The sequence below is a fragment of the Mesorhizobium sp. LjRoot246 genome (genome assembly GCF_964254115.1).
GTDB lineage: Bacteria > Pseudomonadota > Alphaproteobacteria > Rhizobiales > Rhizobiaceae > Mesorhizobium.
The window spans coordinates 2,492,612-2,518,316 of sequence record NZ_CAXUSN020000001.1 but is presented as its reverse complement, the minus strand read 5'-3'; the positions used below and the strand labels follow the sequence as shown (position 1 = coordinate 2,518,316).

At 62.9% G+C, this 25,705-nt stretch carries 27 protein-coding genes; 9 read left to right on the top strand and 18 right to left on the bottom strand.

All coding sequences use genetic code 11. The features are described from left to right. Position 1: 1 nt before the first annotated feature. The 4 genes from ACSQ3L_RS12165 to ACSQ3L_RS12150 form a co-directional block, all read right to left on the bottom strand. The gene (locus tag ACSQ3L_RS12165; protein ID WP_436160161.1) at positions 2-964 is read right to left on the bottom strand and encodes a carbohydrate ABC transporter permease; all 963 of its coding nucleotides are present in this window, start codon (positions 962-964) and stop codon (positions 2-4) included. Positions 965-1,016: 52 nt separating this feature from the next. Beyond that, on the bottom strand, positions 1,017-2,285 hold the full coding sequence (locus tag ACSQ3L_RS12160) for an ABC transporter substrate-binding protein (protein WP_436160160.1): 1,269 nt from the start codon (positions 2,283-2,285) through the stop codon (positions 1,017-1,019). Positions 2,286-2,559: 274 nt separating this feature from the next. Continuing rightward, the gene (locus ACSQ3L_RS12155; protein ID WP_436160159.1) at positions 2,560-3,048 is read right to left on the bottom strand and encodes a GNAT family N-acetyltransferase; all 489 of its coding nucleotides are present in this window, start codon (positions 3,046-3,048) and stop codon (positions 2,560-2,562) included. 5 nt (positions 3,049-3,053) lie between these two features. Next, positions 3,054-3,959 (bottom strand): transglycosylase SLT domain-containing protein, encoded by a 906-nt coding sequence (locus ACSQ3L_RS12150; protein ID WP_436160158.1) that lies wholly within the window; start codon positions 3,957-3,959, stop codon positions 3,054-3,056. Between the two features lie 181 nt (positions 3,960-4,140). Here ACSQ3L_RS12150 and ACSQ3L_RS12145 point away from each other — a divergent pair, with 181 nt between their 5' ends. Then, positions 4,141-4,710: a methylated-DNA--[protein]-cysteine S-methyltransferase gene (locus ACSQ3L_RS12145; protein WP_436160157.1), complete on the top strand. Its 570-nt coding sequence runs from the start codon at positions 4,141-4,143 to the stop codon at positions 4,708-4,710. 53 nt (positions 4,711-4,763) lie between these two features. Here ACSQ3L_RS12145 and ACSQ3L_RS12140 read toward each other — a convergent pair whose 3' ends face one another. Both ACSQ3L_RS12140 and ACSQ3L_RS12135 read right to left on the bottom strand, forming a co-directional pair. Continuing rightward, on the bottom strand, positions 4,764-5,153 hold the full coding sequence (locus ACSQ3L_RS12140) for a nuclear transport factor 2 family protein (RefSeq protein WP_436160156.1): 390 nt from the start codon (positions 5,151-5,153) through the stop codon (positions 4,764-4,766). A gap of 1 nt (position 5,154) precedes the next feature. Continuing rightward, a complete protein-coding gene (locus ACSQ3L_RS12135; protein ID WP_436160155.1) occupies positions 5,155-6,057 on the bottom strand; it encodes an MBL fold metallo-hydrolase in 903 nt (300 codons plus the stop codon). A 166-nt stretch (positions 6,058-6,223) separates the two neighbouring features. Here ACSQ3L_RS12135 and ACSQ3L_RS12130 point away from each other — a divergent pair, with 166 nt between their 5' ends. Next, positions 6,224-6,658 (top strand): LysR substrate-binding domain-containing protein, encoded by a 435-nt coding sequence (locus tag ACSQ3L_RS12130; RefSeq protein WP_436163416.1) that lies wholly within the window; start codon positions 6,224-6,226, stop codon positions 6,656-6,658. A gap of 27 nt (positions 6,659-6,685) precedes the next feature. On the opposite strand, the gene ACSQ3L_RS12125 is transcribed toward ACSQ3L_RS12130, so the two are convergent. After that, the gene (locus ACSQ3L_RS12125) at positions 6,686-7,015 is read right to left on the bottom strand and encodes a hypothetical protein (protein WP_436160154.1); all 330 of its coding nucleotides are present in this window, start codon (positions 7,013-7,015) and stop codon (positions 6,686-6,688) included. 277 nt (positions 7,016-7,292) lie between these two features. Between ACSQ3L_RS12125 and ACSQ3L_RS12120 the strand changes: the two genes are divergently transcribed. Both ACSQ3L_RS12120 and ACSQ3L_RS12115 read left to right on the top strand, forming a co-directional pair. Beyond that, the gene (locus ACSQ3L_RS12120; RefSeq protein ID WP_010910991.1) at positions 7,293-7,505 is read left to right on the top strand and encodes a cold-shock protein; all 213 of its coding nucleotides are present in this window, start codon (positions 7,293-7,295) and stop codon (positions 7,503-7,505) included. A 245-nt stretch (positions 7,506-7,750) separates the two neighbouring features. Then, positions 7,751-7,966, top strand: coding sequence for a hypothetical protein (locus ACSQ3L_RS12115; RefSeq protein WP_436160153.1), 216 nt, complete (start codon positions 7,751-7,753; stop codon positions 7,964-7,966). A 37-nt stretch (positions 7,967-8,003) separates the two neighbouring features. Here ACSQ3L_RS12115 and ACSQ3L_RS12110 read toward each other — a convergent pair whose 3' ends face one another. The 4 genes from ACSQ3L_RS12110 to ACSQ3L_RS12095 form a co-directional block, all read right to left on the bottom strand. Beyond that, complete coding sequence (locus ACSQ3L_RS12110) at positions 8,004-9,194, bottom strand: integrase core domain-containing protein (protein WP_436160152.1); 1,191 nt, start codon at positions 9,192-9,194, stop codon at positions 8,004-8,006. Positions 9,195-9,470: 276 nt separating this feature from the next. Beyond that, positions 9,471-10,079: a glutathione S-transferase family protein gene (locus tag ACSQ3L_RS12105; RefSeq protein ID WP_436160151.1), complete on the bottom strand. Its 609-nt coding sequence runs from the start codon at positions 10,077-10,079 to the stop codon at positions 9,471-9,473. Positions 10,080-10,163: 84 nt separating this feature from the next. Continuing rightward, entirely contained in the window at positions 10,164-11,033 is an 870-nt protein-coding gene (locus ACSQ3L_RS12100; protein ID WP_436160150.1) for an EAL domain-containing protein, read from the bottom strand. Continuing rightward, positions 11,030-11,923, bottom strand: a complete 894-nt coding sequence (locus ACSQ3L_RS12095; RefSeq protein WP_436160149.1) for an EAL domain-containing protein — start codon at positions 11,921-11,923, stop codon at positions 11,030-11,032. Before ACSQ3L_RS12095 ends, ACSQ3L_RS12100 begins: the two co-directional genes overlap by 4 nt. 195 nt (positions 11,924-12,118) lie before the next feature. Here ACSQ3L_RS12095 and ACSQ3L_RS12090 point away from each other — a divergent pair, with 195 nt between their 5' ends. Continuing rightward, on the top strand, positions 12,119-13,321 hold the full coding sequence (locus ACSQ3L_RS12090; RefSeq protein ID WP_436160148.1) for a pyridoxal phosphate-dependent aminotransferase: 1,203 nt from the start codon (positions 12,119-12,121) through the stop codon (positions 13,319-13,321). Between the two features lie 56 nt (positions 13,322-13,377). Here ACSQ3L_RS12090 and ACSQ3L_RS12085 read toward each other — a convergent pair whose 3' ends face one another. After that, complete coding sequence (locus ACSQ3L_RS12085; protein WP_436160147.1) at positions 13,378-14,901, bottom strand: MFS transporter; 1,524 nt, start codon at positions 14,899-14,901, stop codon at positions 13,378-13,380. A 188-nt stretch (positions 14,902-15,089) separates the two neighbouring features. Next, positions 15,090-15,485, bottom strand: coding sequence for a (R)-mandelonitrile lyase (locus ACSQ3L_RS12080; RefSeq protein ID WP_436160146.1), 396 nt, complete (start codon positions 15,483-15,485; stop codon positions 15,090-15,092). A gap of 308 nt (positions 15,486-15,793) precedes the next feature. Here ACSQ3L_RS12080 and ACSQ3L_RS12075 point away from each other — a divergent pair, with 308 nt between their 5' ends. Further along, positions 15,794-17,845, top strand: coding sequence for an elongation factor G (locus tag ACSQ3L_RS12075; protein WP_436160145.1), 2,052 nt, complete (start codon positions 15,794-15,796; stop codon positions 17,843-17,845). Positions 17,846-18,573: 728 nt separating this feature from the next. Further along, entirely contained in the window at positions 18,574-19,071 is a 498-nt protein-coding gene (locus ACSQ3L_RS12070; protein ID WP_436160144.1) for a methyltransferase family protein, read from the top strand. A 66-nt stretch (positions 19,072-19,137) separates the two neighbouring features. Here ACSQ3L_RS12070 and ACSQ3L_RS12065 read toward each other — a convergent pair whose 3' ends face one another. Together ACSQ3L_RS12065 and trxB are read right to left on the bottom strand one after the other, a co-directional pair. Further along, on the bottom strand, positions 19,138-20,034 hold the full coding sequence (locus ACSQ3L_RS12065) for a LysR family transcriptional regulator (RefSeq protein ID WP_023761285.1): 897 nt from the start codon (positions 20,032-20,034) through the stop codon (positions 19,138-19,140). Positions 20,035-20,115: 81 nt separating this feature from the next. Beyond that, complete coding sequence (trxB, locus tag ACSQ3L_RS12060) at positions 20,116-21,090, bottom strand: thioredoxin-disulfide reductase (RefSeq protein ID WP_436160143.1); 975 nt, start codon at positions 21,088-21,090, stop codon at positions 20,116-20,118. A 248-nt stretch (positions 21,091-21,338) separates the two neighbouring features. Between trxB and ACSQ3L_RS12055 the strand changes: the two genes are divergently transcribed. Continuing rightward, the gene (locus ACSQ3L_RS12055) at positions 21,339-21,818 is read left to right on the top strand and encodes an Lrp/AsnC family transcriptional regulator (protein WP_292183769.1); all 480 of its coding nucleotides are present in this window, start codon (positions 21,339-21,341) and stop codon (positions 21,816-21,818) included. Positions 21,819-22,084: 266 nt separating this feature from the next. Next, the gene (locus ACSQ3L_RS12050) at positions 22,085-22,879 is read left to right on the top strand and encodes a glycosyltransferase family 2 protein (RefSeq protein WP_436160142.1); all 795 of its coding nucleotides are present in this window, start codon (positions 22,085-22,087) and stop codon (positions 22,877-22,879) included. A gap of 4 nt (positions 22,880-22,883) precedes the next feature. On the opposite strand, the gene ACSQ3L_RS12045 is transcribed toward ACSQ3L_RS12050, so the two are convergent. The 3 genes from ACSQ3L_RS12045 to rfaE1 are packed head-to-tail and all read right to left on the bottom strand — an operon-like array spanning position 22,884 to position 25,615. After that, on the bottom strand, positions 22,884-23,549 hold the full coding sequence (locus tag ACSQ3L_RS12045) for a D-glycero-alpha-D-manno-heptose-1,7-bisphosphate 7-phosphatase (RefSeq protein WP_436160141.1): 666 nt from the start codon (positions 23,547-23,549) through the stop codon (positions 22,884-22,886). Beyond that, positions 23,542-24,114 carry a D-sedoheptulose-7-phosphate isomerase gene (locus ACSQ3L_RS12040; protein ID WP_436160140.1) on the bottom strand — a complete coding sequence of 191 codons (573 nt, stop codon included), beginning with the start codon at positions 24,112-24,114 and terminating at the stop codon, positions 23,542-23,544. Before ACSQ3L_RS12040 ends, ACSQ3L_RS12045 begins: the two co-directional genes overlap by 8 nt. A 7-nt stretch (positions 24,115-24,121) precedes the next feature. Then, a complete protein-coding gene (gene rfaE1, locus ACSQ3L_RS12035; protein WP_436160139.1) occupies positions 24,122-25,615 on the bottom strand; it encodes a D-glycero-beta-D-manno-heptose-7-phosphate kinase in 1,494 nt (497 codons plus the stop codon). Positions 25,616-25,705 lie beyond the last annotated feature (90 nt).

Below are 25,705 nucleotides of genomic sequence, written 5' to 3'. Positions count from 1 at the left end.
CTCAGCGGCCTCCTTCCAGGTTTATCCGGCCGATCCGGATGGTGACGATGGTGAGCAGAGCGAGGATGAGGAAGAGCAAGGTCGAGGCGGCGGAGCCATAGGCGAACTTGTCGAACTCGAACAGGTTCTCGCGGGCGAACACCGACATCGACTTGGTGTGCACATTGTTGGGCGTCAGCACGTAGATCAGGTCGAAGATGCGCAGCGCATCGAGCGCGCGGAAGATCACGGCGACCATCACCGCCGGGCGGATGAGCGGCAACGTCACCCGCCAGAAGATCTGCCAGGGGTTGGCGCCGTCGAGCCTGGCGACCTCGATGATCTCCCTCGGCAGCATCTGCAGCGCGGCCAGGATGAGCAGCGTCATGAACGGCGTCGCCTTCCAGATATCGACGATGAGGACGGCCGCCATCGCCGTGTCGGCGCTGGCCGTCCAGGCGATCTTGCCGCTGATCAGGCCGAGGTTGAGCAACACGACATTGATGATGCCGAACTGGTCGTTCAGCATCCACTGCCACATCTTCGCCGAGACGATCGTCGGGATGGCCCAGGGAATGAGGATCGCTGCCCTGACGATGCCGCGGCCTGCGAATTCGGCATTGAGGACCAGGGCAACGATCGTGCCGAGGATCGTCTCGCAGGTCACGGAAATCACGGTGAAACGCACCGTGTTCCAGACGGCGCTCCACCAGACCGGATCAACGAGCAGCCCATCATAGAGGGTCCTACCGCTCGGCATGCTGAACACCGAAAAGTAATTGGCGAAGCCGACCCATTGGCGCGCGTCGAGATCGGCCAGCGAGGCGTCGGTGAAGCTGAAATAGACCGTTCGCAGAAGCGGCCAGCCGGCCGCGGCGGCGAGCACCAGAAGCATTGGCGCCAGGAAAAGCCACGCCGAGCGAACACGCTGTGCCCTCAACGGCGAGTGCGCAGCCCTGGCTGTTTCCGGTTCCATTCTTGTCATCTCGCACCCGCTCGTTGCGGCCCCGCCGGGCGAATGCCTCGGCATCGCCGTGTCACCAGCCTCGGCCCTTCAGCTTGGTCAGCGTCGCTTCGAGGTCGGCGAGATTGTCGGCGGCAGTGCCATCGCCCGAGAGCGTGTTGTGAACGGCGTTCCAGAACTGGCTCGACGCCTCGTTGTATTTGATCCTGGTCGCGGCCGAGGGGCGCGGCACCGCATCGAGAAAGATCTGTTTCCAGTGCGGAACGATCGGCTGTTCCCTGGCGATGTCGGCATCGTCATACAGCGCCTGGATGGTTGGCAAGTTGGACGTCTTCAGCGTCCTGTATTTCTGCATCGCGGACGAGGCGATGAACTTGACCAGCTCGATCGCCGCATCGGGGTGCTTCGAATATTTGGAGACGGCGAGGTTCCAGCCGCCCAGGGTCGCGACCGGTCGGGCGTCTTCGCCGGTGCCGGCCGGCAGCGGTGCCACGTCGAACTTGCCCTTGATCGGCGAACCCTCGCCGTTGCCGAGCGCGTAGGCATAGGGCCAATTGCGCATGAACACCGCGTTGCCGGTCTGCCAGACGCCGCGCGATTCCTCTTCCTGATAGGCGAGTACGCCGGGAGGCGCGATGGTCCCGACCCAGCCCTTGATCATATCGAGAACCGCCGCCGCCTTTGGGTTGTTGATGGAGATGGTGCCGTCCGGCTCTATGATCTGGCCGCCGCCACTCGACTTCACCCATTCGAGCGCGTTGCAGGTCAGCCCCTCATAGGCATTGCCCTGGAAGACGAAGCCCCAGATATCCCGATTGCCCGCCGCACGCTCCTTGTCCATGACCAGCTTGGCGGTGTCGGCCAGTTCCTTCCAGGTGGCCGGCACCTTGGCTCCGTATTTGTCGAGGAGATCCTTGCGGTAGTAGAGCGCCGGCGCATCGGTGAAGATCGGTAAGGCGACGAGCTTGCCATTGACGGTCTGCGACTGGATGATCGACGGGAAATGCTCAGCCACGACGTCCTTGGTCGCCGCGGTCAAATCCACGAGCTGGCTGGCGAGCTGCGGCGCCCAGATGACATCAGTCTGGTAGACGTCGATGTCACTGTTGCCCGCGGCGAGCCAAAGCCGGTACTGGCCGAACTGGTCGGTCCCGGACGTCGGCATGACGACGATGCTGACCTTGTTGCCGCTGTCTTTCTCGTAACGGTCGAGGATCTCGCGCAGCACCTTGATGCCGTCGCCGGTATCGCCCGACACGATCGACAGATCGACGGCCCACGCCGGCGTGCCAGCCAGGATGGCAGCGACGCCGAGCGCCAGGAATGCGTGAAAAAGCTTCATCGTGGTGGATGTCCCTCCGCACCCGGTGACGGGAAGACTTCCCACGCGCCGGCAGCTTGTCAGACCCCACCTTGCAATGAATGCGGAGCGGCGCGTTGGGTTCCCAAATCGCGCGGATGTACTGCCGCCCTAGAGACTGTTTCGAAATTCGCTCTGGCGAGTCATATGGTGGTGGTTTCGAGACCCGGAGCGCAGCGTACTTTTGGGTACGTGAGCACCGGAAGCGCAGAAAACGCCATCAGATGGCCGCCAGAGTAGAATTTCCAACAGTCTCTTAGCCTTCCCAGGCGACAGGCATCATCCCCAGCCGCTCGTAGAGCCGGACGGCGGCGGCGTTCTCGACCGTGTTGGTCTTGAGGTCGACGTGGTCGGCGCCGCGTTCGCGAAAAACGGCGAAGGCGTGCCACATCAGCGCTTCGCCGATGCCTCGGCTACGCGCCTCGGGATGAACGGCGAGATCCTTGACGAAAGCGCTCGTCCAGCATAGCGCCGCTGCCGCCAGCCGACCCTTGGCATCGATGACGAGAAAGCACAGCGCCGGGTCGAATTCGGGATCGTCCGCGACACGCGGCCACCATTCGTCGAACGGGCCGTCGGCGCCGTCATCGTACACTTCGGTCAAAAGCGCATGCAAAGCCGGCGCGTCACCAGGCTCGAAGCAACGCATCACGAACCCGTCCGGCCAGTGCGGAGGAACCAGCGTCTCGTCGAGGATCTTGCGCAGCCGGATGTCGTTCAAAGCCGGCGGGCGCGGTTCAGGCATCGCGCTCAGGCGTCGGGCTGCAGGCGGCGGCGCTGGCGGTCGCGGCCGAGGCCTGTTGCCTCGAGCAGGCCCTTGCGCTTGGCGTCGAAATAGTAACCGGTCTGATAGAGCCAGTCGGCCTTCTTGGCGTTGCCGCCGGCCACCAGCCAGGCGCCACGCAGATATTTGACCGCGTATTTCAGATTGGTCTCGGCGTCGAACAGGCCCTTGGCCGGACCGTCATAGCCCATGCCGCGCGCCGTCGCGTGCTTGATCTGCATCAGCCCCCAATGGCCGTTGTTGTAGGCTTTCGGGTTGAAGGTGCTCTCGCGGTTGACGACATGGCGCACCAGGTCGACGGGCACCTGGTAAATCGCGGCGTATTTCTCGATCAGTCGCTCGACATCGCCACGCACGCCCGTCGCGTGTTCTTCTTGCACGGGTGCTGCCGGAAACTGGACAAGAGCGGCCGGGTTCTGCGGCACGACATAGGCGACCTGCTGGACGCCAGGCATCCGGTCGCCCTTGGCGGTTGCCGGCACGATGAGCCCAGCGGTCGTATAGGTTTCGGCCGTCTTGACCGACTCGCCCGCATTCTCCGGCGGCGGCGCCTGCCAGGCATTGGCGGTCATCACGGCAGGCACGGCTGGTGCCGCCGGCGTCGAACCGGCAAAAGCGGCGGTCGCCGCCGCCGGTTGTGGTGTGGGATCGAGCGGCAGCTCGGCGGCCTGAACGGGTGTGATACCGGAGGTTTCCGGCAGCACCGAAACGGTGTCCGGCAACGGCACGGTGAAGCCGGCATCAGTGCCGGCGACGGTCGCGGTTTCGGCAAGAGCAGGCGCGGACTTCATCTGCGAGGTCGACGTGCAGCCGCTGATGCCGACAGCAGCCAGGATCACGCCGAGCGCGATAAGGTTGAGTTTTGCTGGCAAGCCGCGCTCGGGTCCGATTTGTCGGGTTGTTAAGAAATCACTTACACCAGCGATTCATGACCGGCAATCGGGGCTACCAGGTGGTTTTCGGGTGGCGAGACGCAGGCGGTGATGCCATATTGTTCTGGATATGTACTGGGACGAATCCCGGTTTTCGCCACTTTGCGGAAAGGAACACATCATGGAAACGACCTCTTCGATCACGGCCGGCCACGCAGTGTTAGAAACAGTGATCGGCTTCATGGGCATTGCCTGGAGCGAAAAGGGCCTGATCCGGCTCTGCCTGCCCGAACGCAGCCGCGAAGCGGTGGAGCGGCGCTTGCTGCGCCACGGCGGCGTTTCCGCCTCCACAACCCAGCCGCCATGGGTGGTCGAGCTGATCGCATCGATCAAGGCCTATGCGGCAGGCGAGGACGTCGATTTCACCGGCGTGCCGGTCGATCTCGACGGCGTCGACGATTTCCGCCTCGCCATTTATGACGCTGCGCGAAAACTCTCCTTCGGCGAAACAACCACCTATGGCGAGCTGGCCAAAACCGCCGGCCATGCCGGGCTCGCCCGCGAAACTGGCGCTGCCCTTGGCGCCAATCCTGTGCCGCTGGTCATCCCTTGCCATCGCATCCTTGCGGCCGGCGGCAAGATAGGCGGCTTCTCGGCGCCGGGTGGCTCGGTCACCAAGGAGAAGATGCTGGCCATGGAAGGCGTGCGCGTCGGTCCGCCGCCGCCGGCGCAGGTTTCCTTCGGGTTTTGAGCGGTTGCCGGCGCTGGCGGAAGGCCTGGATCAGTACCTCTAGTGAGTCGATGTCAGGTCAGTGCGCGCGCGACGAGGACAGTATCGACGTATTGCCGCATGCGGGTGATCTTGCCGTCCCGCAATTCGTAAAGATGAGCGAAGGGGGCCGTCATGGATTTTCCTGTCGCCTTGTATGTACCGGAATACACGCCGAAGGCTGCCACCCGATCGCCATCGGCAATGAAGCTGTGCACGTCGGCGCGGTATCCGGTCCACTCCGAGCCGAGCCGCTTGAAGACCCCCTGCATCAGGGCATCGACGCCGATATAGGTGCCGGCATAGGGGAATCCTTCCGCCTCGGTCCATTCGATGTCGGCGGAAAGAACGGCCAGCAGATTGCGGCCGTTCTCCTCGGAGGTTCCCTCGTAGGTTCCGCGGATCAAATCGAGGTTCGTCGCCATCTCAGCCCCACTTCATCTCGCCCTTGGCGACCTTGGATCCAATATCGAGGGCCACGCCCATACCGAGGCCGGGGAAGCGGGCCTCCATGGCCGCCTTCAACGCGGCGCTGTCGGCCGCCTTGTCCAGCTCTTCCTCGAAGGTGAGGAGATAGGACTTGGTGAATTCCACGGCCGACGGGTCGGTCGCGGCATCGGGAGCCATGTGGCCGGGCACCACGACGGCGGGCTTGCGGGCGGCGATCGCCTCCAGCGTCTTGACCCAAGCGGCGCGGCTTTCCCTGGTCTGCGTGTCGGCGGTCCAGACATGAACGCCCGAGAAGATCATCACCCCGCCGAAAACGGCATTGAGCGACGGCACGAACAGATAGCGGCGGTTGGCCAGTCCTTCTTCCGCATTGACGATTTCGACAGTCTCGCCATCGACGCTCAGCGTTGCGCCGTCGAATGCCTCGGGCAAGACGATGTCGGACAGCGCTTGCGGACCATTTTCCTTCAATTGCGGACCCCAGACGGCGAGCTTCTTGTCCACATTGCCCTTGATGGCTTCCAGCGTGGCGGAGGCAGCGATCACTTTTGCCTCCGGGAAGGCGTCTCGCACCGGCTTCAGGCCGAAGTAGTAATCAGGATCGGACTGAGTGATATAGATCGTGGTCAGCTTCTTGCCAGTGGTCTTGATGACATCGGCGAGCGCTCTGCCGTCCGGATAGGTGAAGCCGCCATCGATCAACAGGGCTTCGCTCGGCCCCGACAGCAGCATCGGTGCGCGAAAGAAGCCGTTTGGACCTGCCGGGAAATGTTTCCAGCCGAGCTTGGCACTGGCGGCCTGACCGCTGTCGATGGGGGCGAAAACGGCGGTTGCGCCGAGGGCCAATGAGGTCTTCATGATCTGTCTCCTCGTGAACATGGAATAGCTCCGTTGCGTGAATGAGGTCGGGCCGCGATGGCAGTCCGCGGGTCCGCTCCGATTGAACGAACAGGGCGGAAGGTAGCCTCACTGGATTAATTGATAAATTATCTATAATCATACAGACTGTATGATATAAGCTTACAGTCCGAGGCGTCCCGTACCAATCAATCTCAACCGCCTCGCCTATTTCGCCACCGTCGGCAAATCCTGCGCGTCGCGGGATTTCGCCGGCGGGATCAGGGTGGACAAGCCCGAGGATCTTTCTCCCTTACCGCTCGTTGCCAATACCGTGCTCCGCAAGCCGTTCACCTGGAGCTTCACCCGAGGCGATTTCGAGCCGCGCACCGTCACTATGCGCGAGGCGTTCTCCATCAACTCGACACCGGCGGTACTGGAAGCGACACTCGCCGGGGGTGGACTGGCAGTTCTGCCGGACTATCTGGTCGTCGATTATCTATCGCAGGGTCGTCTCGTCCACATGCTCCCTGACTGGGAGCTGCCCTCCGGCGGCATTTACGTGGTTTATCCAGCGGCGCGCTTTCGCCCGCAAAAGGTGACGCAATTCGTGTCCATGCTCATGGAACACATCCGAGATTGAGAGCAATTCGCCGCCGGTCGACACGCCCTAGTTGTTATGGAAGAACCGGCGGCGGAAATGCCGGTCATTTTCCGGTCGCTTGCAATTGTAGACCGGACAGGACTTGGTGTCGGCGCTCGGCACGTAGGCACGCGTCCTCACCTCGCCCATGGTGCAGAATTGCTGGCTCTGCACGTAACGGTCATAGAGCGGCAGCCCTGGCACCCGCCTCGACTGGTAGCGCAGGATGACAGCGCCCTGCCGGGCGATCGTCGCCTGCACGCGCCCGCAACTCATCCGGGTCGGGTCGTAGCGCGAGATCGCCTGCGCCTCGGCGGCTATAAACGTCAGGCAGGCGGCAAGCAGAATGGTTTTCATGGTCCTCTCCCCTGATCCGCCGCTCGAGGACAGCGTGATCTGCCGCGACGTTTTCAGCAGATTGGGGCAGCTGTTGGGCAGCACCGCGATCACGGCTTTCTCACGCAGTCTTGTTTTTTATGCGAAACCAGCCTATATGCCTTCCATTGATATTTCGGCCGATCGATCCGGGCCTCGCGATCTTCGCGTTTGCTGACGTCTATCTCCAAAATCTCGATGCACACCGGCTGGACCTCGGTCTGGTCAAACTAAAGCAAATGTTGAAGGACTATCTAAAATGGCAACTGGAACGGTCAAGTGGTTCAACGCCACCAAGGGCTTCGGCTTCATTCAGCCTGACGCGGGCGGCGCGGACGTTTTCGTCCACATCTCCGCTGTCGAGCGTGCTGGACTGTCGACCCTGGTCGAAGGCCAGAAGATCAACTTCGAGATCGAGCAGGACCGCCGCACTGGCAAGTCGTCCGCTGGATCTCTGAGCAAGGCAGCCTGATTTTGCAATAGCGCGCGCCGGGCGAGAGCTCGGGGCGCGCGGCAAGTCACGGATGTACTGACAGTCGCGCGAGAAGCGCGCTGGAGCGGAAAGACCCGACAGACTGGATCAGCAGATAGCTGCCAGCCCGGACCGGACGCTCCCAATCAGGCTACCAAGCATGGAAGGCGGGATTTATCCCGCCTTTTTGCTGTCTGGGGTTCAGGCATTTCGCTTTGCAACCTCGATCATGTTATTTTCAATTCATGACCAAGCTCGAACAGATCGAAAGATCCATCGCAGCCCTGAGCCCCAAAGAACTAAAGGCCTTTATCAAATGGTTCGAGGCGTTTCAGGCAGATGTGTGGGACATTCAGATTGAGGCCGACGCCAAGGCCGGCAGGCTGGATAAGCTTGCCGAGCAGGCTTTGGCCGCGGTTCGTGCGGGCAGAACGGCGGCTGTCCAGCCGATAGATGGGTAACAGTTTGAACCGGATACATAGGTAACAGTTTTCCCCCTTATAATGGGTTCGCCGCAGCGCCAAGCGGTTGGATTGGCGCGGCGCTGCGGCGAACCAGTTTCATGTGCTTGTGGTCGATGAAGCCGAGCGGATGGGCATAGAAGCGCACCGCCCATTCGCCGTTCTCAGTCTCTTCGATGGCAATCGGCTCGCCTGCCAGCGTGGCCGAGACGTAGATTTCTGCGCCCTGCCATTTGACGGCGCCGTTCTGGCGCACGCTGCGCACCGCCGCCTCGTCCGGATAGTCCGGCTCGGGGATCGTCTTGGGCATGGGACGGGTCGAGGGACGGTAATGCTGCGCCGGGGTGCCCATGCCAAGTGCCTCGTGCGGGCGCTCCTCATTGTAGCTGCGCCGGAAGGCCTCGAAGGCCTTGGCTTGAGCCGCCCTGTCGGCCTCCGGTGCCTTGGCCATCGGCAGCATGGTCAGGTGGAAGCGCTCATGGCGCCCGTTCTGCTGCGGCTTGCCCGGCTGGATGCGCTCAAGAGCGATGCCAAGCTTGATGAAGCGCGCCGCAAGCGGTGTCAGCCCAGTGACGCCGGGCGATGCAAAGGGCGGGCCATTGTCGCTTCGGAACCGATCCGGCAGGCCATGTTCCTCAAACAACCGCTCAAACACCGGCCAGGCTTCGGCATCCGCCGTCGAGCCCGTCGCTTCGAGCGCCAGGAGGTAGCGGCACGCCCCATCCATCACCGTCAGCGGCTCGCAGCGCCAGCCGTCGCCGGTCCGGAACCAGCCCTTGTGATCGCCCGTCCACAGCGCATTCGGCCCCTCGGGCTCCGGCCATGGACCGTTGCCCGCCGCCCTCCAGCGCGCGCGCCGACGCCCGACAAGGCCATGCCGCTTCAGGATCTCGCCAGCCGTCGAGACCGCCGGCCAGCCGCAGCAGGGCTCCGCACGCTTCAGCCGGGCCATGATCTTCTTCGGCCCCCACAGCGGATGCGCTTCCTTCTCCGCCACGATCCGCTCCACCAGCTCCGCTGCCGTTGCCCGGCCGTGCTCGAGCGGCGCCCGCGGCTGGTCGTGCAGGCCTTCCGGCCCGAACTCCCGGTAGCGTCCAAGCCATTTGTATCCGGTCTTGCGCGAGATCTCGAAGGCAGCACACAGCTGCGTCATCGTCTCCTCGCCAGAAAGGCATTCCACAACAAACCGAAGCCGCTCATCCATGAGTACAGTCTCTCGCCAAACCATCGCCGGTCCTCCCGGCGAAGGAGAAAACTGTCACCCATCTAATCAGTCCATTCTGTTACCTATCTATCCGGTTCGGACACGGCGTCCTTCTCCCCGTCTCTAGACGGGGAGAAGTGCCCGGCAGGGCGATGAGGGGCAGCGCTGAGGCTTCAGAACTACCCATTTAAAACTTACCCCGAAAGGCTGGCGCTGCCCCTCAGCTGGCTGCCGCCATCTTCTCCCCGTAAACGGGGCGAAGGACGCTGTGTTGACGCTTTCGCCAATCACCAGCGTTGCTTACCCCAGCCAATCCATCGGCACATGCCCAGGATCCGCCTCCACCCTCTTCAACCAGTCCGCCACCGCCGGATAGGCGTCGAGCTGAAAGCCGCCCTGCTCCGCCGTGTGCGTATAGGCATAGAGCGCGATGTCGGCGACGCTGAGTGCGCCGCCGGCGAAGAAGGCATTGTCCTCCAGATACTTGTTCATCACGCCGAGTGCCTTGTTGCCGCGCTCCAGCGTCACCGCCAACCGCTCCGGGGTCGCATCCCTGGCGCGTTCGGGAAAGGTCAGCAGCGCTTTGCGCACGGCGATGTAGGGTTCGTGACTGTATTGCTCGAAGAACAACCATTGATAGGCGAGCCCGCGCTCATATCTGTCGACCGGCAGATAGCGTGTGCCTTCGGCGAGATAGAGCAGGATAGCATTGGATTCGGCCAGCCGCCGGCCGTCATCGAGTTCGAGCAGCGGCACCATGGCGTTCGGATTCTTGGCGACAAAGTCGGCTTTGCGCGTATCGCCGGTGTGCGAACTCACCTCGACATTGGTGAAGGCAAGGCCAAGCTTGGCCATCAGCAGGCGCGGCTTGTAGCAATTGCCGCTGTCGATCATGCCGTAAAGTATCATGGCTGTTCCCCGGAGCGCTGTCTCCACTCGCGCGATTATCGCAGTGGCGGCGCCCTCAACCAATGATTTGTTTTGGCGCGACCATCAGCGCCGTTGATGCAAAGTCTTAGCGAAGAGCGGAACGACCTTGTTGTCCCTGCCCAGCAGCATGTCGATGGACAGCGGCTCCTCATTGAAGATCGTCCCGGCCAAGGCCGGACGGGCAAGGAGAAAACCCTGCAGCAGGTCGACGCCGCCTTCGAGCGCGACGCGCAGATGTGTGGGCTGCTCGATGCCTTCGACCAGCACCTTGGCGCCGCGGTCATGCAGGCTGGAAACCAGCGGGCGAAAGAACCGTTCGGCAGCGGCGTGGCGGCAGAACTCGGCGAACCAGGTGCCGTCGATCTTGACGATATCGGGCTTGAGCAGGCTCACCCGCTCCTCGGTCGAGTGCCCGGTACCGAAATCGTCGATGGCGATGCGAATGCCGTCGCGCCGCATTTCTCGCACCAGCCGGGTGAGAAGCGCGTCATCGGCCGCCTGTTCGGTGATTTCGCAGACCAGCATGGCCGGCGCGAGGCTGAACTCGCCGAGATGCCTGGTCATCAGCCGGATCTCGGCCAGCGCCCGCCCGGGATGGTCGTTGATGAGCGGATTGTAGTTGAAGAACAGGTCGAGCCCGTCGACGCCGATGTTGCGAAAGTTCCTGAGATGCAGCACCCGGCACATAGTCTCGACGAACAGCCGGTCCGCGCTAGCAATGCCGTCGAAGAACACCCGCGGTGCACCGGGGCGGCCGGCACGGTGCGGCTCGATCAGCGCTTCGACCGCGACCGCGTGAAGGAACCGGCCGCGCGGCGCGAAGATCGGCTGATAGGCGCTGCGCAGCCGAAACTCGCCATAGATGCCATACTCGATACCGACTTCGTCGACGTGGATCGCATCGCCGACATTGCGCCGCCGCTCAAGCCTCATGGCGCCACCCGGCGCCCAAATACTTTTCCCTGCCGCGCCGAGGGCGTTGCCCCGGCAGGAGCAGGCGTGTCTACGGCAGTAGCGACAGATGTTTGCCTGCTCTTGTCGAAGACGCGAAAACTGGTCGGCGCCAGTTCAGGCCGCGCTAGTACGAAACCCTGGATCATTGACGCTCCCGATTTCTCGGCAAGCTCCAATTGCCAGCCTTCCTCGATGCCTTCGAACACCGTGCGGATGCCTTGCTCCTCGAAGCTTTTCACCATGGTGGTCAGCAACGCGAAGCCGGCGCCGGACTCCATCAGTTGGTTGATCCAGTAGGCGTCGAACTTGACGATGTCCGGCTTCAGCTCCTTGATGCGGTTGATGTCGGAATCGTCGGCACCATAATCGTCAACGGCGATGCGGAAGCCGTTGGCCCTTAGCGCGGCGACGAAGCTGTGCAGCGTTTCCTGCGATGCCGACCGCTGTTCGGTCACTTCGCAGACGACGCGGCGCGGATCGATGCCAGCCTCATGCAGCACCAGCCGCATTTCGCGCAAGGCGGCGTCGGCAACGGTGCGTTCGGTGAACACCGACGGGTCGAAATTGATGAAGATCGACGCCTCTTGAGGCAGGCAGGCGCCGGCATTCAAAAGATGCAGCGTCCTGGTCAGCGCCTCGATATGCAGCCGGTCAGCGGCCGGACAGGTGCTGAAAAAGTTCATCGGCGATTGCGGCTCGCCGTCACGGAACGGCCGGATCAGCCCTTCGAACGCGGCGACCGACAGCTTGCCTTCGTTGAAGGCGAAGATCGGCTGGAAGGCGCTTTGCAGCGTGTAGATGCCCCAGACACCGGTGGAGGTGCCGTCGTCCTGACGGATGATATGGGCAAGCCCGACGCTGCGCGACACGGTTCCTCGCTCCGCAATTGGTCTGCGATCCTGTCACTCAAGCCTCTACCGCTCGTTAATGAATTTATTGTTGCCGATCACGGCTCCTTGAGACCTGGATCAGCCGACAATGCTTGCACTGCGCGAAATCATGCGACATGAGAAGCGCCGCGGCCGCTCCCGGCCCGCGCCGACCTTGTTTGGAGATATCTGGTCATGGCTTTTCTTGCCGACACTCTTTCCCGCGTAAAGCCTTCCGCCACCATCGCGGTGACGCAGAAAGCGCGCGAGCTGAAAAATGCCGGCCGTGACATTATCGGCCTCGGCGCCGGAGAACCGGATTTCGACACGCCCGACAACATCAAGAATGCGGCGATCGAGGCGATCCGCCGTGGCGAAACCAAGTATCCGCCGGTTTCGGGCATCGTGCCGCTGCGCGAGGCGATCGCGAAGAAATTCAAGCGTGAGAACAATCTCGACTACAAGCCCGAGCAGACCATCGTCGGCACCGGCGGCAAGCAGATCCTGTTCAACGCCTTCATGGCGACGCTGAACCCAGGCGACGAGGTCGTCATTCCCCGCCCCTACTGGGTCAGCTATCCCGAGATGGTGGCGATCTGCGGCGGCACGTCGGTGTTTGCCGACACCTCCATCGACAACGGCTTCAAGCTGACCGCTTCTGTGCTGGAAAAGGCGATCACGCCGAAGACCAAATGGCTGCTGATGAACTCGCCGTCGAACCCATCAGGCGCTGCCTATACAGAAGCTGAACTCAGGGCGCTGGCCGATCTACTGTTGAAGCACCCGCATGTCTGGACGCTGACCGACGACATGTACGAGCATCTGACCTATGGCGATTTCGTCTTCAAGACCATCGCCGAGGTCGAGCCGAAGCTCTACGAGCGCACGCTGACCATGAACGGCGTGTCGAAAGCCTATGCCATGACCGGCTGGCGCATCGGCTATGCCGCGGGTCCGGTCGCGCTGATCAAGGCGATGGACATGATCCAGGGCCAGCAGACATCGGGCGCCTGCACCATCGCGCAATGGGCATCAGTCGAGGCGCTCAACGGCCCGCAGGACTTCATCGCCAAGAACAAGGCAATCTTTCAAGGCAGGCGCGATCTCGTCGTCTCGATGCTCAACCAGGCGCGCGGCATCACCTGCCCGTCGCCGGAAGGCGCCTTCTATGTCTATCCCTCCTGCGCCCAGCTGATCGGTAAGAAGACGAAAGCCGGCAAGCTGATCGACACCGACGAGACCTTCTGCTCGGAACTGCTCGAGGCGGAGGGCGTCGCGGTGGTGTTCGGCTCGGCTTTCGGCCTCGGCCCCAACTTCCGCATCTCCTACGCCACCTCGGAGACGCTGCTGGAGGAAGCCTGCACGCGCATCCAGCGCTTTACGGCATCGCTGACCTGATCGGCACTCTATGAATGCATAAACCCGGTTTCACGGCCTGGGTTTTATGTGGGCCATCAGCCTGACGCCTCCTGCTTCGCCTCCCTGGCGGCACGCACTTCGGCCGGCGCCAGCACAGTGACCAGCAGTGCGGCGGTGAGGAACGCGGCAATCACCGCCGTCAGCATCGCGGCATGGAAACCGCCCGCATAGGCGGCAGCGTATAGGGCGTGCACTCCGCTTTCGCCCATCGCCGCGTCGGTTGCGAAATCATGCCGCGAGATTGCGGCGCGGGCCACTGCTTCGGCATTGGCGACACCGGCATCGCCGAGGTACCCGGTCAAGAGGTTGGTCGCCCGCATGCTCATCAACGCGCCGAGCAAGGCGATGCCGATGGCGAGGCCGCTCTGACGGGTGGTGTTGATGACCGCCGACACCATGCCCGAGCGTTCGCGCGGCGCATAGGACATGGCGGCGGCACTGCCGGTCGGGATCGCCAGCGCATTGCCGAGGCCGCCAATGGCGAACAGAAGGCACAGCACCGCATAAGGCGTCGAAGGGCCGGCCCAGCACATGCCGAGCATGGACAGGCCGATCGCGACATAGCCAATGGTCATCAGCGCGGAATGACCGTAGCGGGCGCTGAGCCTGCCGATCCACGGCGACACCACGATCTGGACGATGAAGGCTGGCGCCATGCGCAGGCCGGTCTGCGTCGGCGACCAGCCCTGCACCTGCTGCAGGAACATCGAAAAGAAGAAGACGCTGGAATAGGAAGTGAAGCCGAGCGCGAACGAAGCGACATTGGCGACGGCAAAGCGGACATCGCGGAACAGGAAGAGCGGCAGCATCGGCCGTGCCGTGCGCGCCTCGAAACCGAGGAAGACCGCTAGGCCGACGATGCCGGCGATCAGCGCCATGATCGTCCGTGGCTCACCCCAGCCGTCCTCGCCGGCCGAGATCAGGCCGAAGGTCAGCGCGCCCAGCCACAGGATGCTGAGCGCCAGGCCGACAAGGTCGAGATGAGCATGTTCGGGATGCGCCGTCTCGTTGATCGAAAAGGCACCCAGCGCGATTGTGACCAGGCCGAGCGGCAGGTTGATCAGGAAGATGCTTTGCCAGCCGACGGTCTCGACCAGGATGCCGCCGAAGACAGGACCGACGACAAGCGAGATGGCGGCGAACGACGCCCAGCCGCCGATGACGCCGGCGCGCTCGCGGGCATCGGGAAAGGCCTGCGTCAGGATCGACAGCGCGCCGGGAATGAGCAGCGAGCCGGCGATGCCTTGCACCACCCGGCCGGCCAGCAGCACCGGCAGATTGGGCGCGATGGCGCAGATCAGCGAGCCGGCCACGAAGATGCCGACGCCGGCGAGCCACGAGCGCTTGCGGCCATAGCGGTCGCCGATCAGGCCGGATGACAGCATGAAGGCCGACAGGCACAGCGTGTAGGCGTCGACCACCCATTGCAGGCCGCCGAAATCGGTCTGCAGCGCCTTCTGGATGGTCGGCAGCGCGACATTGACGATGCTGACGTCGAGCAGAGCGACAAACGAACCGAGATAGACGGCGGCGACCAGGGGCATACGGTGCTTTGACATGACATATCCAGACCTGAGTTTCGCAATCACCTACATCACTGACTAACGGTCAGTTGAACGGGCGGCATGGCGCTGTCGATCACGCGATTGGGCGTGGGCTGCGCCATGGTACGGGACTCGCCGCGAGTCGCCCTCTTCTGAAAATGTCGCGGCTGGAATAGAAGTCCGGCTTCCTACGGACTGAGCATTCAGCCGCCATATTGTTCCGATGTCACCGCTTCCAGCCAGTCGGCATGGACGCCATCGATTGCCTCTTGCATGGCGATATGCGTCATCGCCGATTTCGGCGCCGCGCCGTGCCAGTGCTTTTCGCCTGGCGCAAAGGAAATGACATCGCCAGCCCTGATCTCGTGCACCGGTTCGCCCCATGTCTGGGCAAGCCCGGCACCCGCCGTAACATAGAGCGTCTGGCCAAGCGGATGCGTATGCCAATGAGTGCGCGCGCCCGGCTCGAAGCTGACCAGCGTGGCCCGCAGCCGAGCCGGTGCCTCTTTCTCGATGATGGGCGTCTGCAGCACCCGGCCGGTGAAGTATTTTTCCGGTGCTATGATGGTCGGCACACTGCCGCAGGCAATGATCTTCATGGTCGGTGGTCCTTCAAACTGGGGCGACGGATTGCCTGGTTCCAGTTTCCGCCGATATCGGCCGACGTGCAACAGCTTCCGACCGCCAACCCGGCGTCCGCTCGGCGCGTGTCCGCGGCAGAGCGACGATTTCTATTTTCCTTGCCCTGCCGGCAAACAAGTGGGACGATGGCTTTGGGCAGGTGGCACTTGAAAAGAACCCCGCCCGCGACGGTCGAACAGGCCGGCCGCCGCTCAGGACCGATTGACCACGCCTGAACCATGCATGCCAGTCGGTCCTACGGGAAACGCCTGAGTGGAGGTCAGTCATGGGTACTCGCGCCGGAGGACGACGCACGGGACCGAAATGCATTGCCATAGTCGGTCCCTTCGCAAGCGGTAAGACGACACTTCTCGAAGCCATATTGGCCCGTACGGGCTCAATTCCCCGACAAAATCCCGTTTCATCAGGCAACACCGTTTCAGATTATTCGCCCGAGGCGCGCGCCCACGCCATGAGCGTCGAGGCGACAATCGCCACCACCGAATTCATGGGCGAGCAGCTTACTTTCGTCGATTGTCCCGGCTCCATTGAGTTCTCCTTCGAGGCCGAGCCGGTGCTGGCCGCCTGCGACCTCGCGGTGGTCGTGGCCGAGGCCGATGAAAAGAAGATTCCTGCCCTGCAGCTGATCATGCGCAAGCTCGACGATCTCGGCGTGCCGCGCATCCTGTTTCTCAACAAGGTCGACAAGGCAATCACCGGTGTGCGCGACACGCTGAAGATGCTGCAGCCGGCAAGCTCGGTGCCGCTGCTGCTGCGCCAGATTCCGTTGCGCAAGGATGGTGTCGTCATCGGGTCGATCGATCTGGCGCTGGAGCGCGCCTACATCTATCGCGAATATGCCGAGAGCGAGGTGGCTCAGATACCCGGCGACGACAAAGCACGCGAGCTCGAAGCGCGCTTCTCGATGCTGGAGACGCTGGCCGACCATGACGACCAGTTGATGGAACAGCTGCTCGAAGAGATCGAGCCGCCCAAGGACGCCATCTTCGACGATCTTGCCGCCGATCTGCGCGATGGCGCGGTGACGCCGGTTCTGATCGGCACGGCCGAGAAAGGCAATGGCGTGCTGCGCCTCTTGAAGGCGATCCGCCACGACGCGCCCGACATCGAGGCAACCCGCAAGCGGCTCGGCGCACCCGATGGCGCGGCCACCGTGGTCCAGGCGATGAAGACCATTCACACGCCGCATGGCGGCAAGCTGTCGGTATCGCGCATCCTCTCCGGCCAGGTCGCCGACGGCTCGGAACTCTGGCTGCCCGGTGGCGAAACGGCCAAGGTTTCCGGCATCTACCGGATGCTCGGCAAGGATCAGTCCAAGCTCACGATGGCCAAGGCCGGCGACACGGTGGCGCTGGGCAAACTGGACGAGGTCAAGACCGGCCAGACGCTGAGCTCGGCCAAGGGCGGCGCCAAGCAGCTGTTCCAGTTCGAGCCGCCGCAACCGGTCTTCGCCTTCGCGCTGCGGCCCAAGGAGCGCAAGGACGAAGTGAAGATGTCGGCCGCCATCCAGCGGCTGGCCGAGGAGGATCCCTCGCTCACCCTGCGCCACAACCAGGACTCGGCCGAGACCGTGCTGTCGGGCCATGGCGAGATGCATCTGCGCGTCGTGCGTGAGCGGCTGGAGGGCAAGAACCAGATACCGGTCGAAGGCCATCCACCGGCGGTGCCCTATCGCGAGACGATCCGTAAATCGATACAGCAGCGCGGCCGCCACAAGAAACAGTCCGGCGGCCATGGCCAGTTCGGCGATGTGGTGATCGAGATCAAGCCGCTGCCGCGGGGTTCCGGCTTCCAGTTCACCGACACCATCACCGGCGGCGTCGTGCCGAAGACCTACATCCAGTCGGTCGAGACTGGTGTGCGCGACTATCTGAAATCGGGTCCGCTCGGCTTCCCCGTCGTCGACGTCGCCGTCAACCTGTCGGACGGCTCCTACCACGCGGTCGATTCCTCCGACATGGCCTTCCAGATGGCGGCCCGGCTGGCGATGAAGGAAGGCATGGCCGCCTGCTCGCCCGTGCTTCTGGAACCGGTGATGAAGGTCGAGATCGTCACGCCCTCCGAAGCGACCTCGAAGATCATCGCGCTCATCCCGCAGCGGCGCGGCCAGATCCTCGGCTACGACGCGCGGTCTGGCTGGCCGGGATGGGATGTCGTGGAGGCAACCATGCCGCAAGCCGAGATCGGCGATCTGATCATCGAGTTGCGCTCTGCGACGGCGGGCGTCGCCAGCTACCGCGCCGTCTTCGACCACATGGCCGAACTAACCGGCCGACTGGCCGACGACGCAATGAACGCCAACGGCAAGGCTGCTTGATTGCGTCGCCACGCCCTCCTCGAACGCTGGTTCGAGGAGGGCAAAAGAAAACGACGTCCGGCGGGGGACCGGACGTCGTTCTGTTCGCGGACCGTTTCCTTGGGAGGTAAAACGGCAGGTCCGCCGCATTTGATGCCGCCGAACTTCGGCGGAAGAAACGGTTCGGACGCGGTAGCCGCCTGAGCCCGGGCCGTACGAGTGATGCCCCCATCTCCCGTCCGAACCACACCGCGTCCTATCATCTGGATAGCAGGTCGCGGACGTCGGCGATATGTTACCCGAGGTTACATGTCACTGTTACGTGGCAATTCTGATGAATTTTTTGGCCGCCCCGACACGGCACAGGCAACAAAAAAGCCGGATCAACGAAGATCCGGCTGAGTTTGATTGGAGTGCCTGTTAAGGCTAACCTCCAGAGGGGAACACTCAAGGGCGCTAATGGGAGGAGAACGCGCCCAGGAGATGATCTATATATGTGCTCATCATGCCCAAGAAACAAGCATCTATTTTGCAACACACGCATGCAAAAAGACGCAGGCTGTGGTCTAACCCATTCCAGGAGCCAATAGGACCAGCAGAATCGTCGAGCCGGAGCGCGGAATCGAGCGATTGCAACTACAGAATCGCCAATCTCGGCTGGTTTTCGGCTCGAAATGCCAAAACTGCGCAATGATGTGGAAGCGGGCAGCAGGCGTTCATTTCTAAGGCAATCGGGGAGAAAGCAGCCAATGCGGACGTTTTCGGCGATCGCCGGCAGTGCGGCCTTCTTCATTGCAGCACCCGGCGTGGTTGCCGGGCTGGTGCCCTGGCTGTTGACCGATCGCTGGGGCTTGCCGTGGTCTGCTCTGCCGGGCTTTGTTCCTGTCGGCGGGCTTTTGATCGTCGTCGTGATCGCGGCACTGCTGCATGCCTTCGGCCGCTTTGCGCTCGAAGGCCTGGGCACGCCCGCTCCGCTTGCGCCGACCGAGAGACTGGTGATCGGCGGTATCTACCGCCATGTCCGCAACCCGATGTATGTCGCGGTACTGTCGATCATTCTCGGCCAGGCGCTGCTGTTTTCGAGCTGGGCGCTGGTCGCCTATGCGGTCATCGGCGCGATTGCCATGAGCTGCTTCGTGCGGTTCTACGAGGAGCCGACATTGGCTCGCCGCTACGGCGCCGAATACGACACCTACCGTCGCAACGTGCCGGGCTGGCTGCCTCGGCTGACGCCCTGGCGGGGCTAAGAGAAACCGGGCGCGCCGTCCCAGGGTATATTGAGATTCGGGTCAGGCCGAGCCGATCGACATGCCTTAGAAGGACCAGCTTCTGGCCTTCGCGATGATAAAATCTCGAAACACGTGCAGCTTGGCCTGGTTCTTCATCGCGTCGGGATAGGCAAAATAGGTGTCGAAGGACGGCACCTCGGTCTCCGGCAGCAACTGCACCAGGTCGGAGTCCTTGCTGATCACATAATCGGGCAGCATGGCGATGCCAGCGCCACCCTGCACCGCACGCTTGATCGACAATATGTCGTTGATCTGCAACGTCGGCACCCTTTGTCCGCCTTCGAAATCGCCGACCGTTTCCAGCCAGTTCAATTCCGACAGATGCGAGGGCACGGGCACGCCGAAGGTGACGATGCGATGGGCCTTCAGTTCGGCGACCGAAGCCGGCTTGCCGTACTTGGCAACATAGGAAGGCGCTGCATAGAGGTGGAAATGCACGGTGAACAGACGGCGCTGGATCAGGTCCGGCTGCTGCGGCTGGCGCAGCCGGATAGCGCAATCGGCCTGGCGCATGGTGAGATCGAGTTCCTCGTTTGCGAGGATCAGCTGCAGGCTGATTTCGGGATAGAGCTCGATAAATTCCTGCACACGCTCGGTCAGCCAGCCGGCGCCCAGCCCCACCGTGGTGGTCACCCTGAGCACGCCGGAGGGGCGGTCCTTGGTCTCGGTTAGCCGTGACTTGATTGTCTCCAGCTTCATCAGCACGTCATGCGCCGTGCGGAACAGCATTTCGCCCTGCTCAGTCAGCACCAGCCCTCTGGCGTGGCGGTTGAACAGCGGCACGCCGACATCATGCTCGAGCGCACTGACCTGCCGCGAGATCGCCGATTGCGACAGATGCAATGTCTCGGCCGCATGGGTAAACGACCCCGCTTCCGCCGCAGCATGAAACACGCGTAGCTTGTCCCAGTCCAACGCCATGATTTCCCCTCGTTCTGTTTTTGGCGTCTGAATGAAAAATCAGGCTTTTACGCGGCATTGCTAAGCCGCTTTCTGAACTCTCTACTCGGCCGCCTCGCGGTGCACTTCGATGCCGGCCAGATACTTCTCCGCCTCGAGTGCGGCCATACAGCCGAGCCCCGCCGCCGTTACCGCCTGGCGGTAGATATCGTCGGTGACGTCGCCAGCCGCGAACACACCTGGCACGTCGGTCCGGGTCGAGTCGGGCGCCGTCCACAGATAGCCGTTCGGCTTCTGCTTCAGCTTGCCTGCGAACAGTTCGACAGCCGGTGCATGGCCGATGGCCACGAACACGCCGTCGACCTTGAGGTGCGAAATCTCGCCGGTCGCCGCATGCTTGAGCTTCAGGCCTTCGACCGACGGCGGCAGCGGTGTCTTGCCGGGGCGGCCGGTGATCTCGTCGACAATTGTGTCCCAGATGACGCGGACATTGTCCTTCTTCAGGAGCCGCTCACGCAGGATGCGCTCGGCGCGGAAATCGCTGCGCCTGTGGATGACCGTCACGCTCTTGGCGAGGTTGGACAGATAGAGCGCCTCTTCCACCGCCGAATTGCCGCCGCCGATCACCGCGACATCCTTGCCACGGTAGAAGAAGCCGTCGCAGGTAGCGCAGGCCGAGACGCCAAAACCCATGAAGTGCTGTTCGGTCGGGATGCCCAGCCATTTGGCCTGCGCGCCGGTGGCGATGATCAACGCGTCGGCGGTGTAAGTGGTGCCGGAATCACCTTTGGCGCGGAACGGCCGCACATTGAGATCGACCTCGGTGATGATATCGTTGATGATGTCGGTGCCGACATGCTCGGCCTGCTTCAGCATCTGCTCCATCAGCCACGGCCCCTGGATGGGATCGGCGAAGCCGGGATAGTTCTCGACATCGGTGGTGATCATCAGCTGACCGCCCTGCTGCAAGCCGGCGACCAGCATCGGCTTCAGCATGGCGCGGGCGGCGTAGACCGCCGCCGTGTAGCCGGCCGGGCCGGAACCGATGATGAGAACGGGCGCGTGCTTGGTGGTCATCTAAAGCCTCTGTGGAGGGCTGCCGGCAATTACGGCATGGAAAACTCGGTCGTTATCGCGCGTAATGTAAGTGTTGCCCACGACGCCAGCAAGGCAAGTTGGCGTTCGTCCCCGGAAAGCTTTGTCGCACCCTGTTCCGCGCTTGATCCGCGAAATATTCCAGCCGAGGGATGGAATGGACAGCGAAGTCGTTTAACTACAAAATCACGCAAGATTCTTGCGCGTTGCCCGACTTCTCGAGAGCCCTCATGCCGCTCAAGGCCGACCTCGACGCCATCGACTGGAAGATCCTGCGCGAACTGCAGGGCGACGGCCGCATGACCAATGTTGAACTGTCGAACCGCGTCGGCATTTCGGCGCCGCCATGCCTGCGCCGCGTCAAGCGGTTGGAGGAGGCCGGCATCATCCGCGGCTATCGCGCATTGCTCAACGCGCCGGCGCTCGGCCTCGATGTCGTCGCCTTCTGCCTGATCGGCCTGCACCACCAGGCCGACGCGGAGCTGCGCACCTTTGCCGAGCGCACTCGTGGCTGGCCGATCGTGCGCGACGCTTGGATGGTGTCGGGCGAATCCGATTTCCTGCTGCATTGCGTAGCGAGCGACCTCGGCGCTTTTCAGTCCTTCGTCATCGAGGATCTGACCTCGACCCCGAATGTCGACACGGTGCGCACCGCGCTCACCATCCGCAGGGTCAAGGACGAGGGCCTGGTCTCGTTTGCACAGCCTTGAGCCAGCCGAACGCCAGCCCCCGTCGAGCCTGGCCGATGCGAATACCCCGCTTCGCCACATCAGGGCCGCTTTGGCATTCGATAGGCTGTCTATAGAAAGCCGGATCGTTCTGCCGTGGCCTGCCTTGTAGGTTTCCTAGAGCAATTCGGGGAAAAGTATGTAACGCTTTTCCTGGGAGGAGCGCATAGCGCTTTGGCTTGGGAATTGCCTAAAAAACATGGCGCAAACAGCGCAAGTTCCGGGAGCAGTGTGCCGTTGGGTGGACCATGACTCGATTTGCTAGCCCGGTGTCGGCGCTTGTCATCTGCATGAACGAAGCCGACATGATCGGCCAGTGCCTGGAAAGCGTCGACTTCTGCGCCGAGATCATCGTCGTCGATTCAGGCTCGACGGACAGCACCCTGGACGTCGTTCAAGAGTTCATCGCCAAGGGCTATCCGATAAGGCTGTTTCACAACGACTGGCCGGGCTTTCCACGCCAGCGACAATTCGCGCTCGATCAGGCAACCCAGCCATGGTGCCTTTCGATTGAAGCCGATGAGGCCATCGACGATCGGCTCAGGCAGTCGATCATGGACGTGACGCAGCCTCGCAATGACGCCTTCGACGGATGGTACATAAGGCGTCGCGACAAGCTGAAGGGCTATGGCTATGCGCACCGTTGGGTGCTGCACAACAGGCTGCTGCGTCTTTTCCGCCGCGACAAGGCCACCATGGACATCGACTTGCGGGTCCATGAATCATTCGAAGTGCCGGGCAAGACCGGCACGATTGAGAATGGCGTGTTGCTGCATCGCCGTGAAATGACTGTCGCCGAGGATCTGGCAAGGGCCAACACCTACTCCAGCCTCAAGGTCGCCACACTGGTCGAAAGAGGCAAGAAACCCGGCCTGATAAAACTGGTGTTGTCGCCGCTCGGCAACTTCCTGAAGTTCTACCTGGCCAAGCGCTACTTCCTGTGCGGCCGGCACGGCTTCGTCTATTCGATGATGGTGATGGTGTATTCGTTCGCCACCGAGGCCAAGCTCTATGAAGCCTGGCGAGACAACGATCCTGTGTGAGCCGTCACGGCTTGCGCGACACGGCGCCAAGTGCCGCTATTGCGGCGAGCAGGCCGTCGAAATCGTCGCGCTCGCGCCAGGGCCTGACCGTGAAGCCCGGTTGGGCAGCCGCCTGCCCGTCGACCAGCCAGCCCTGCGAGAGGCCGGCGCGCTGTCCCGCCTCCATGTCGGCCTTCTTGTCGCCGACGATCAGCGAACGCTGCAGATCGAGCCCGAGACGGTTTCCCGCCTCCAGCAGCATCCCCGGATTGGGCTTGCGCATCGGATGATCGGCGACAGCAAGCGGGCCGGTGCCTGCCTCGTGATAGGCGCAGGCGACGACCATGTCGACGGACGCCCCCTCGCCGGCTAGCAGTTCCAGCACGCGGCCGTTGACCGCGGCGAAATCGCCCCAGCCGGAATAGCCGCGCGCGATACCCGACTGGTTGGTGACGATGATGACCGGAATGCCGGCCCGGTTGGCGGCGGCGATCGCTGCCGCGATATCCTCGCGCAGCACCATCTCGGCCGGATCGTCGGGATAGTCGGTATCGATATTGATAGTGCCGTCGCGGTCGAGGAACAGCGCCGGTCTGCCGGCGGGAAACACCCTCGAGCCGACCCGCTCGACCCATAGGCCGGGCTCCGTCAGCGGATAGCGGCCAGACATCGTGGCATCTGTATCAGCCATCGCTAAGGCGCGCTTCGACCACCTCGCACAGATAATGATAGAGGCACAGATGCCCTTGCTGGATGATCGGCGTCGAGCTCGACGGCACGTTGAGCAGGATGTCGGACAGTGGCTTCAGCTTGCCGCCGGTGTCGCCGGTCAGGCCGATCACCGTCATGCCCATTGTCCGCGCCTGTTCGGCGGCGGCGAGGATGCTCGGCGAATTGCCGCTGGTAGAGATTGCCAAAAGCACGCCGCCGGTCGCGCCATGCGCTTCGACCTGGCGCGAAAAAACCGTGTCGAAGCCATAGTCGTTGCCCCAGGCGGTCAGCACGGCGGCATTGGCCGGCAGCGCGATGACATTGTAGGCCTTGCGCTCCTTCAGGAAGCGGCCGACCAGTTCGCCAGCAATGTGGATGGCATCGCTCGCCGAGCCGCCATTGCCGGCGATCAGCAAGGCTTTCCCCGACGAAAGCGCCGTCACCACGGCGCTCGCTGCCCGCTCCATCTCATTGGTCAGGTCGCGCTCGACCGTGGCTGATATGGCAGCCGCCGAGCGGACCAGATAGTCGTTCAAGTCGGACATGAAACCCTCAGTTTGTGGTGCCGCCGGCGCGCATCTTGCCAATGGTGTTGGTGGTGCTCTTGCCGGCGACGAGATCGATCAGCACGACACGTCCACCGGCCTTCTGCACCACATCGGCGCCGACCACGGTGTCGACGGTGTAATCGGCACCCTTGACCAGTATGTCGGGCAGCAAGGCCTCGATCAGTGCCAGCGGCGTATCCTCCTCGAACACCACGACCGCATCGACCGAGGCGAGCGCCGCGAGCACGCAGGCGCGGTCATGCTGGTCGTTGACCGGCCGACCGGCGCCCTTCAAGCGTCGCACCGAGGCATCGCTGTTAAGCCCGAGCACCAGCCGGTCGCACTGGCTGCGCGCGGCGTGCAAGAGACTGACATGGCCGGCATGCAGGATGTCGAAACAGCCATTGGTGAAGCCGACGCTCAGGCCCTCCTCCTTCCACGCGGCGACCATGCGCGCGGCCGATGCGGCATCGAGGATGGCGTCCTTGTGGGCGGTCGGTCCATGCGAGCGGAAGAGCGCGCCGGTGAGTTCCTCGACCGTCAGCCGCGCGGTGCCGCGCTTGCCCACCACGACGCCGCCAGCGGCATTGGCGATCGACGCCGCCATGACGGTATCGGCGCCCACGGCCAGCGCCAGCGCGAAGCTGGCGATCACCGTGTCGCCGGCGCCCGAAACGTCGAACACTTCGCGCGCCTGGGTGGCGATGTGGCGTGCTTCATCAAGGCCGACCACGCTCATGCCCTTTTCGCTGCGCGTCGCAACGACGAAGTCGAAGCCATGCGCCGTGATCAGCCCACGCGCCGCGCCGACGATCTCGTCATCGGAGAACACCGCATGGCCGACGGCCTCGCCAAGCTCCTTGCGGTTGGGAGTGATGGCGGTCGCGCCGGCATAGCGCGCATAGTCGCGGCCCTTGGGGTCGACCAGAACCGGTTTTCCCGCCTCACGGCAGATGGCGATCAGGTCGCCGGCGACGCCGTCGAGCAGGATTCCCTTGCCGTAATCGGACAGGATGACGATGTCGGCGCGCGTCAGCGCGGCGCGGAAATGCCGCATCAGGCCGGCGCGCTCCGCGGCACCCAGCGGCTTGATCTCTTCCTCGTCGAAACGCAGCACCTGCTGGTTGAGCGCGCTGAAGCGGCTCTTCGACGAAGTCATGCGGTCGCGCTCCTGCGAGAGACCCGCTGTGTCGGCGCCGAGTTCGCGTAGCATACGCACCAGATTGTCACCGGCGGCATCAGCGCCGATCACCGATACGGGGACAGCGGATGCACCGAGCGAAACAATGTTGGCCACGACATTGCCGGCGCCGCCCATCGTCGAGGCTTCGCCGCGCCCATGCAGCACCGGGATCGGCGCTTCCGGCGAAATTCGCTCGATGACACCGTTGACGAAACGGTCGAGGATAAAGTCGCCGACCACCAGCACGGTGGCCTGGCCGAACCGCGCAATGGCGCGGTGCAACGGTTCGGGAGAAGGTGGATTGTGCTTGATCATGTCACTGGCAACGCATGGAAAAGGCCGATTTCAATCTCATAAGTAATCATCAATCGACGGGCCGGATCGTTCATGGCGAAGCCGATATAC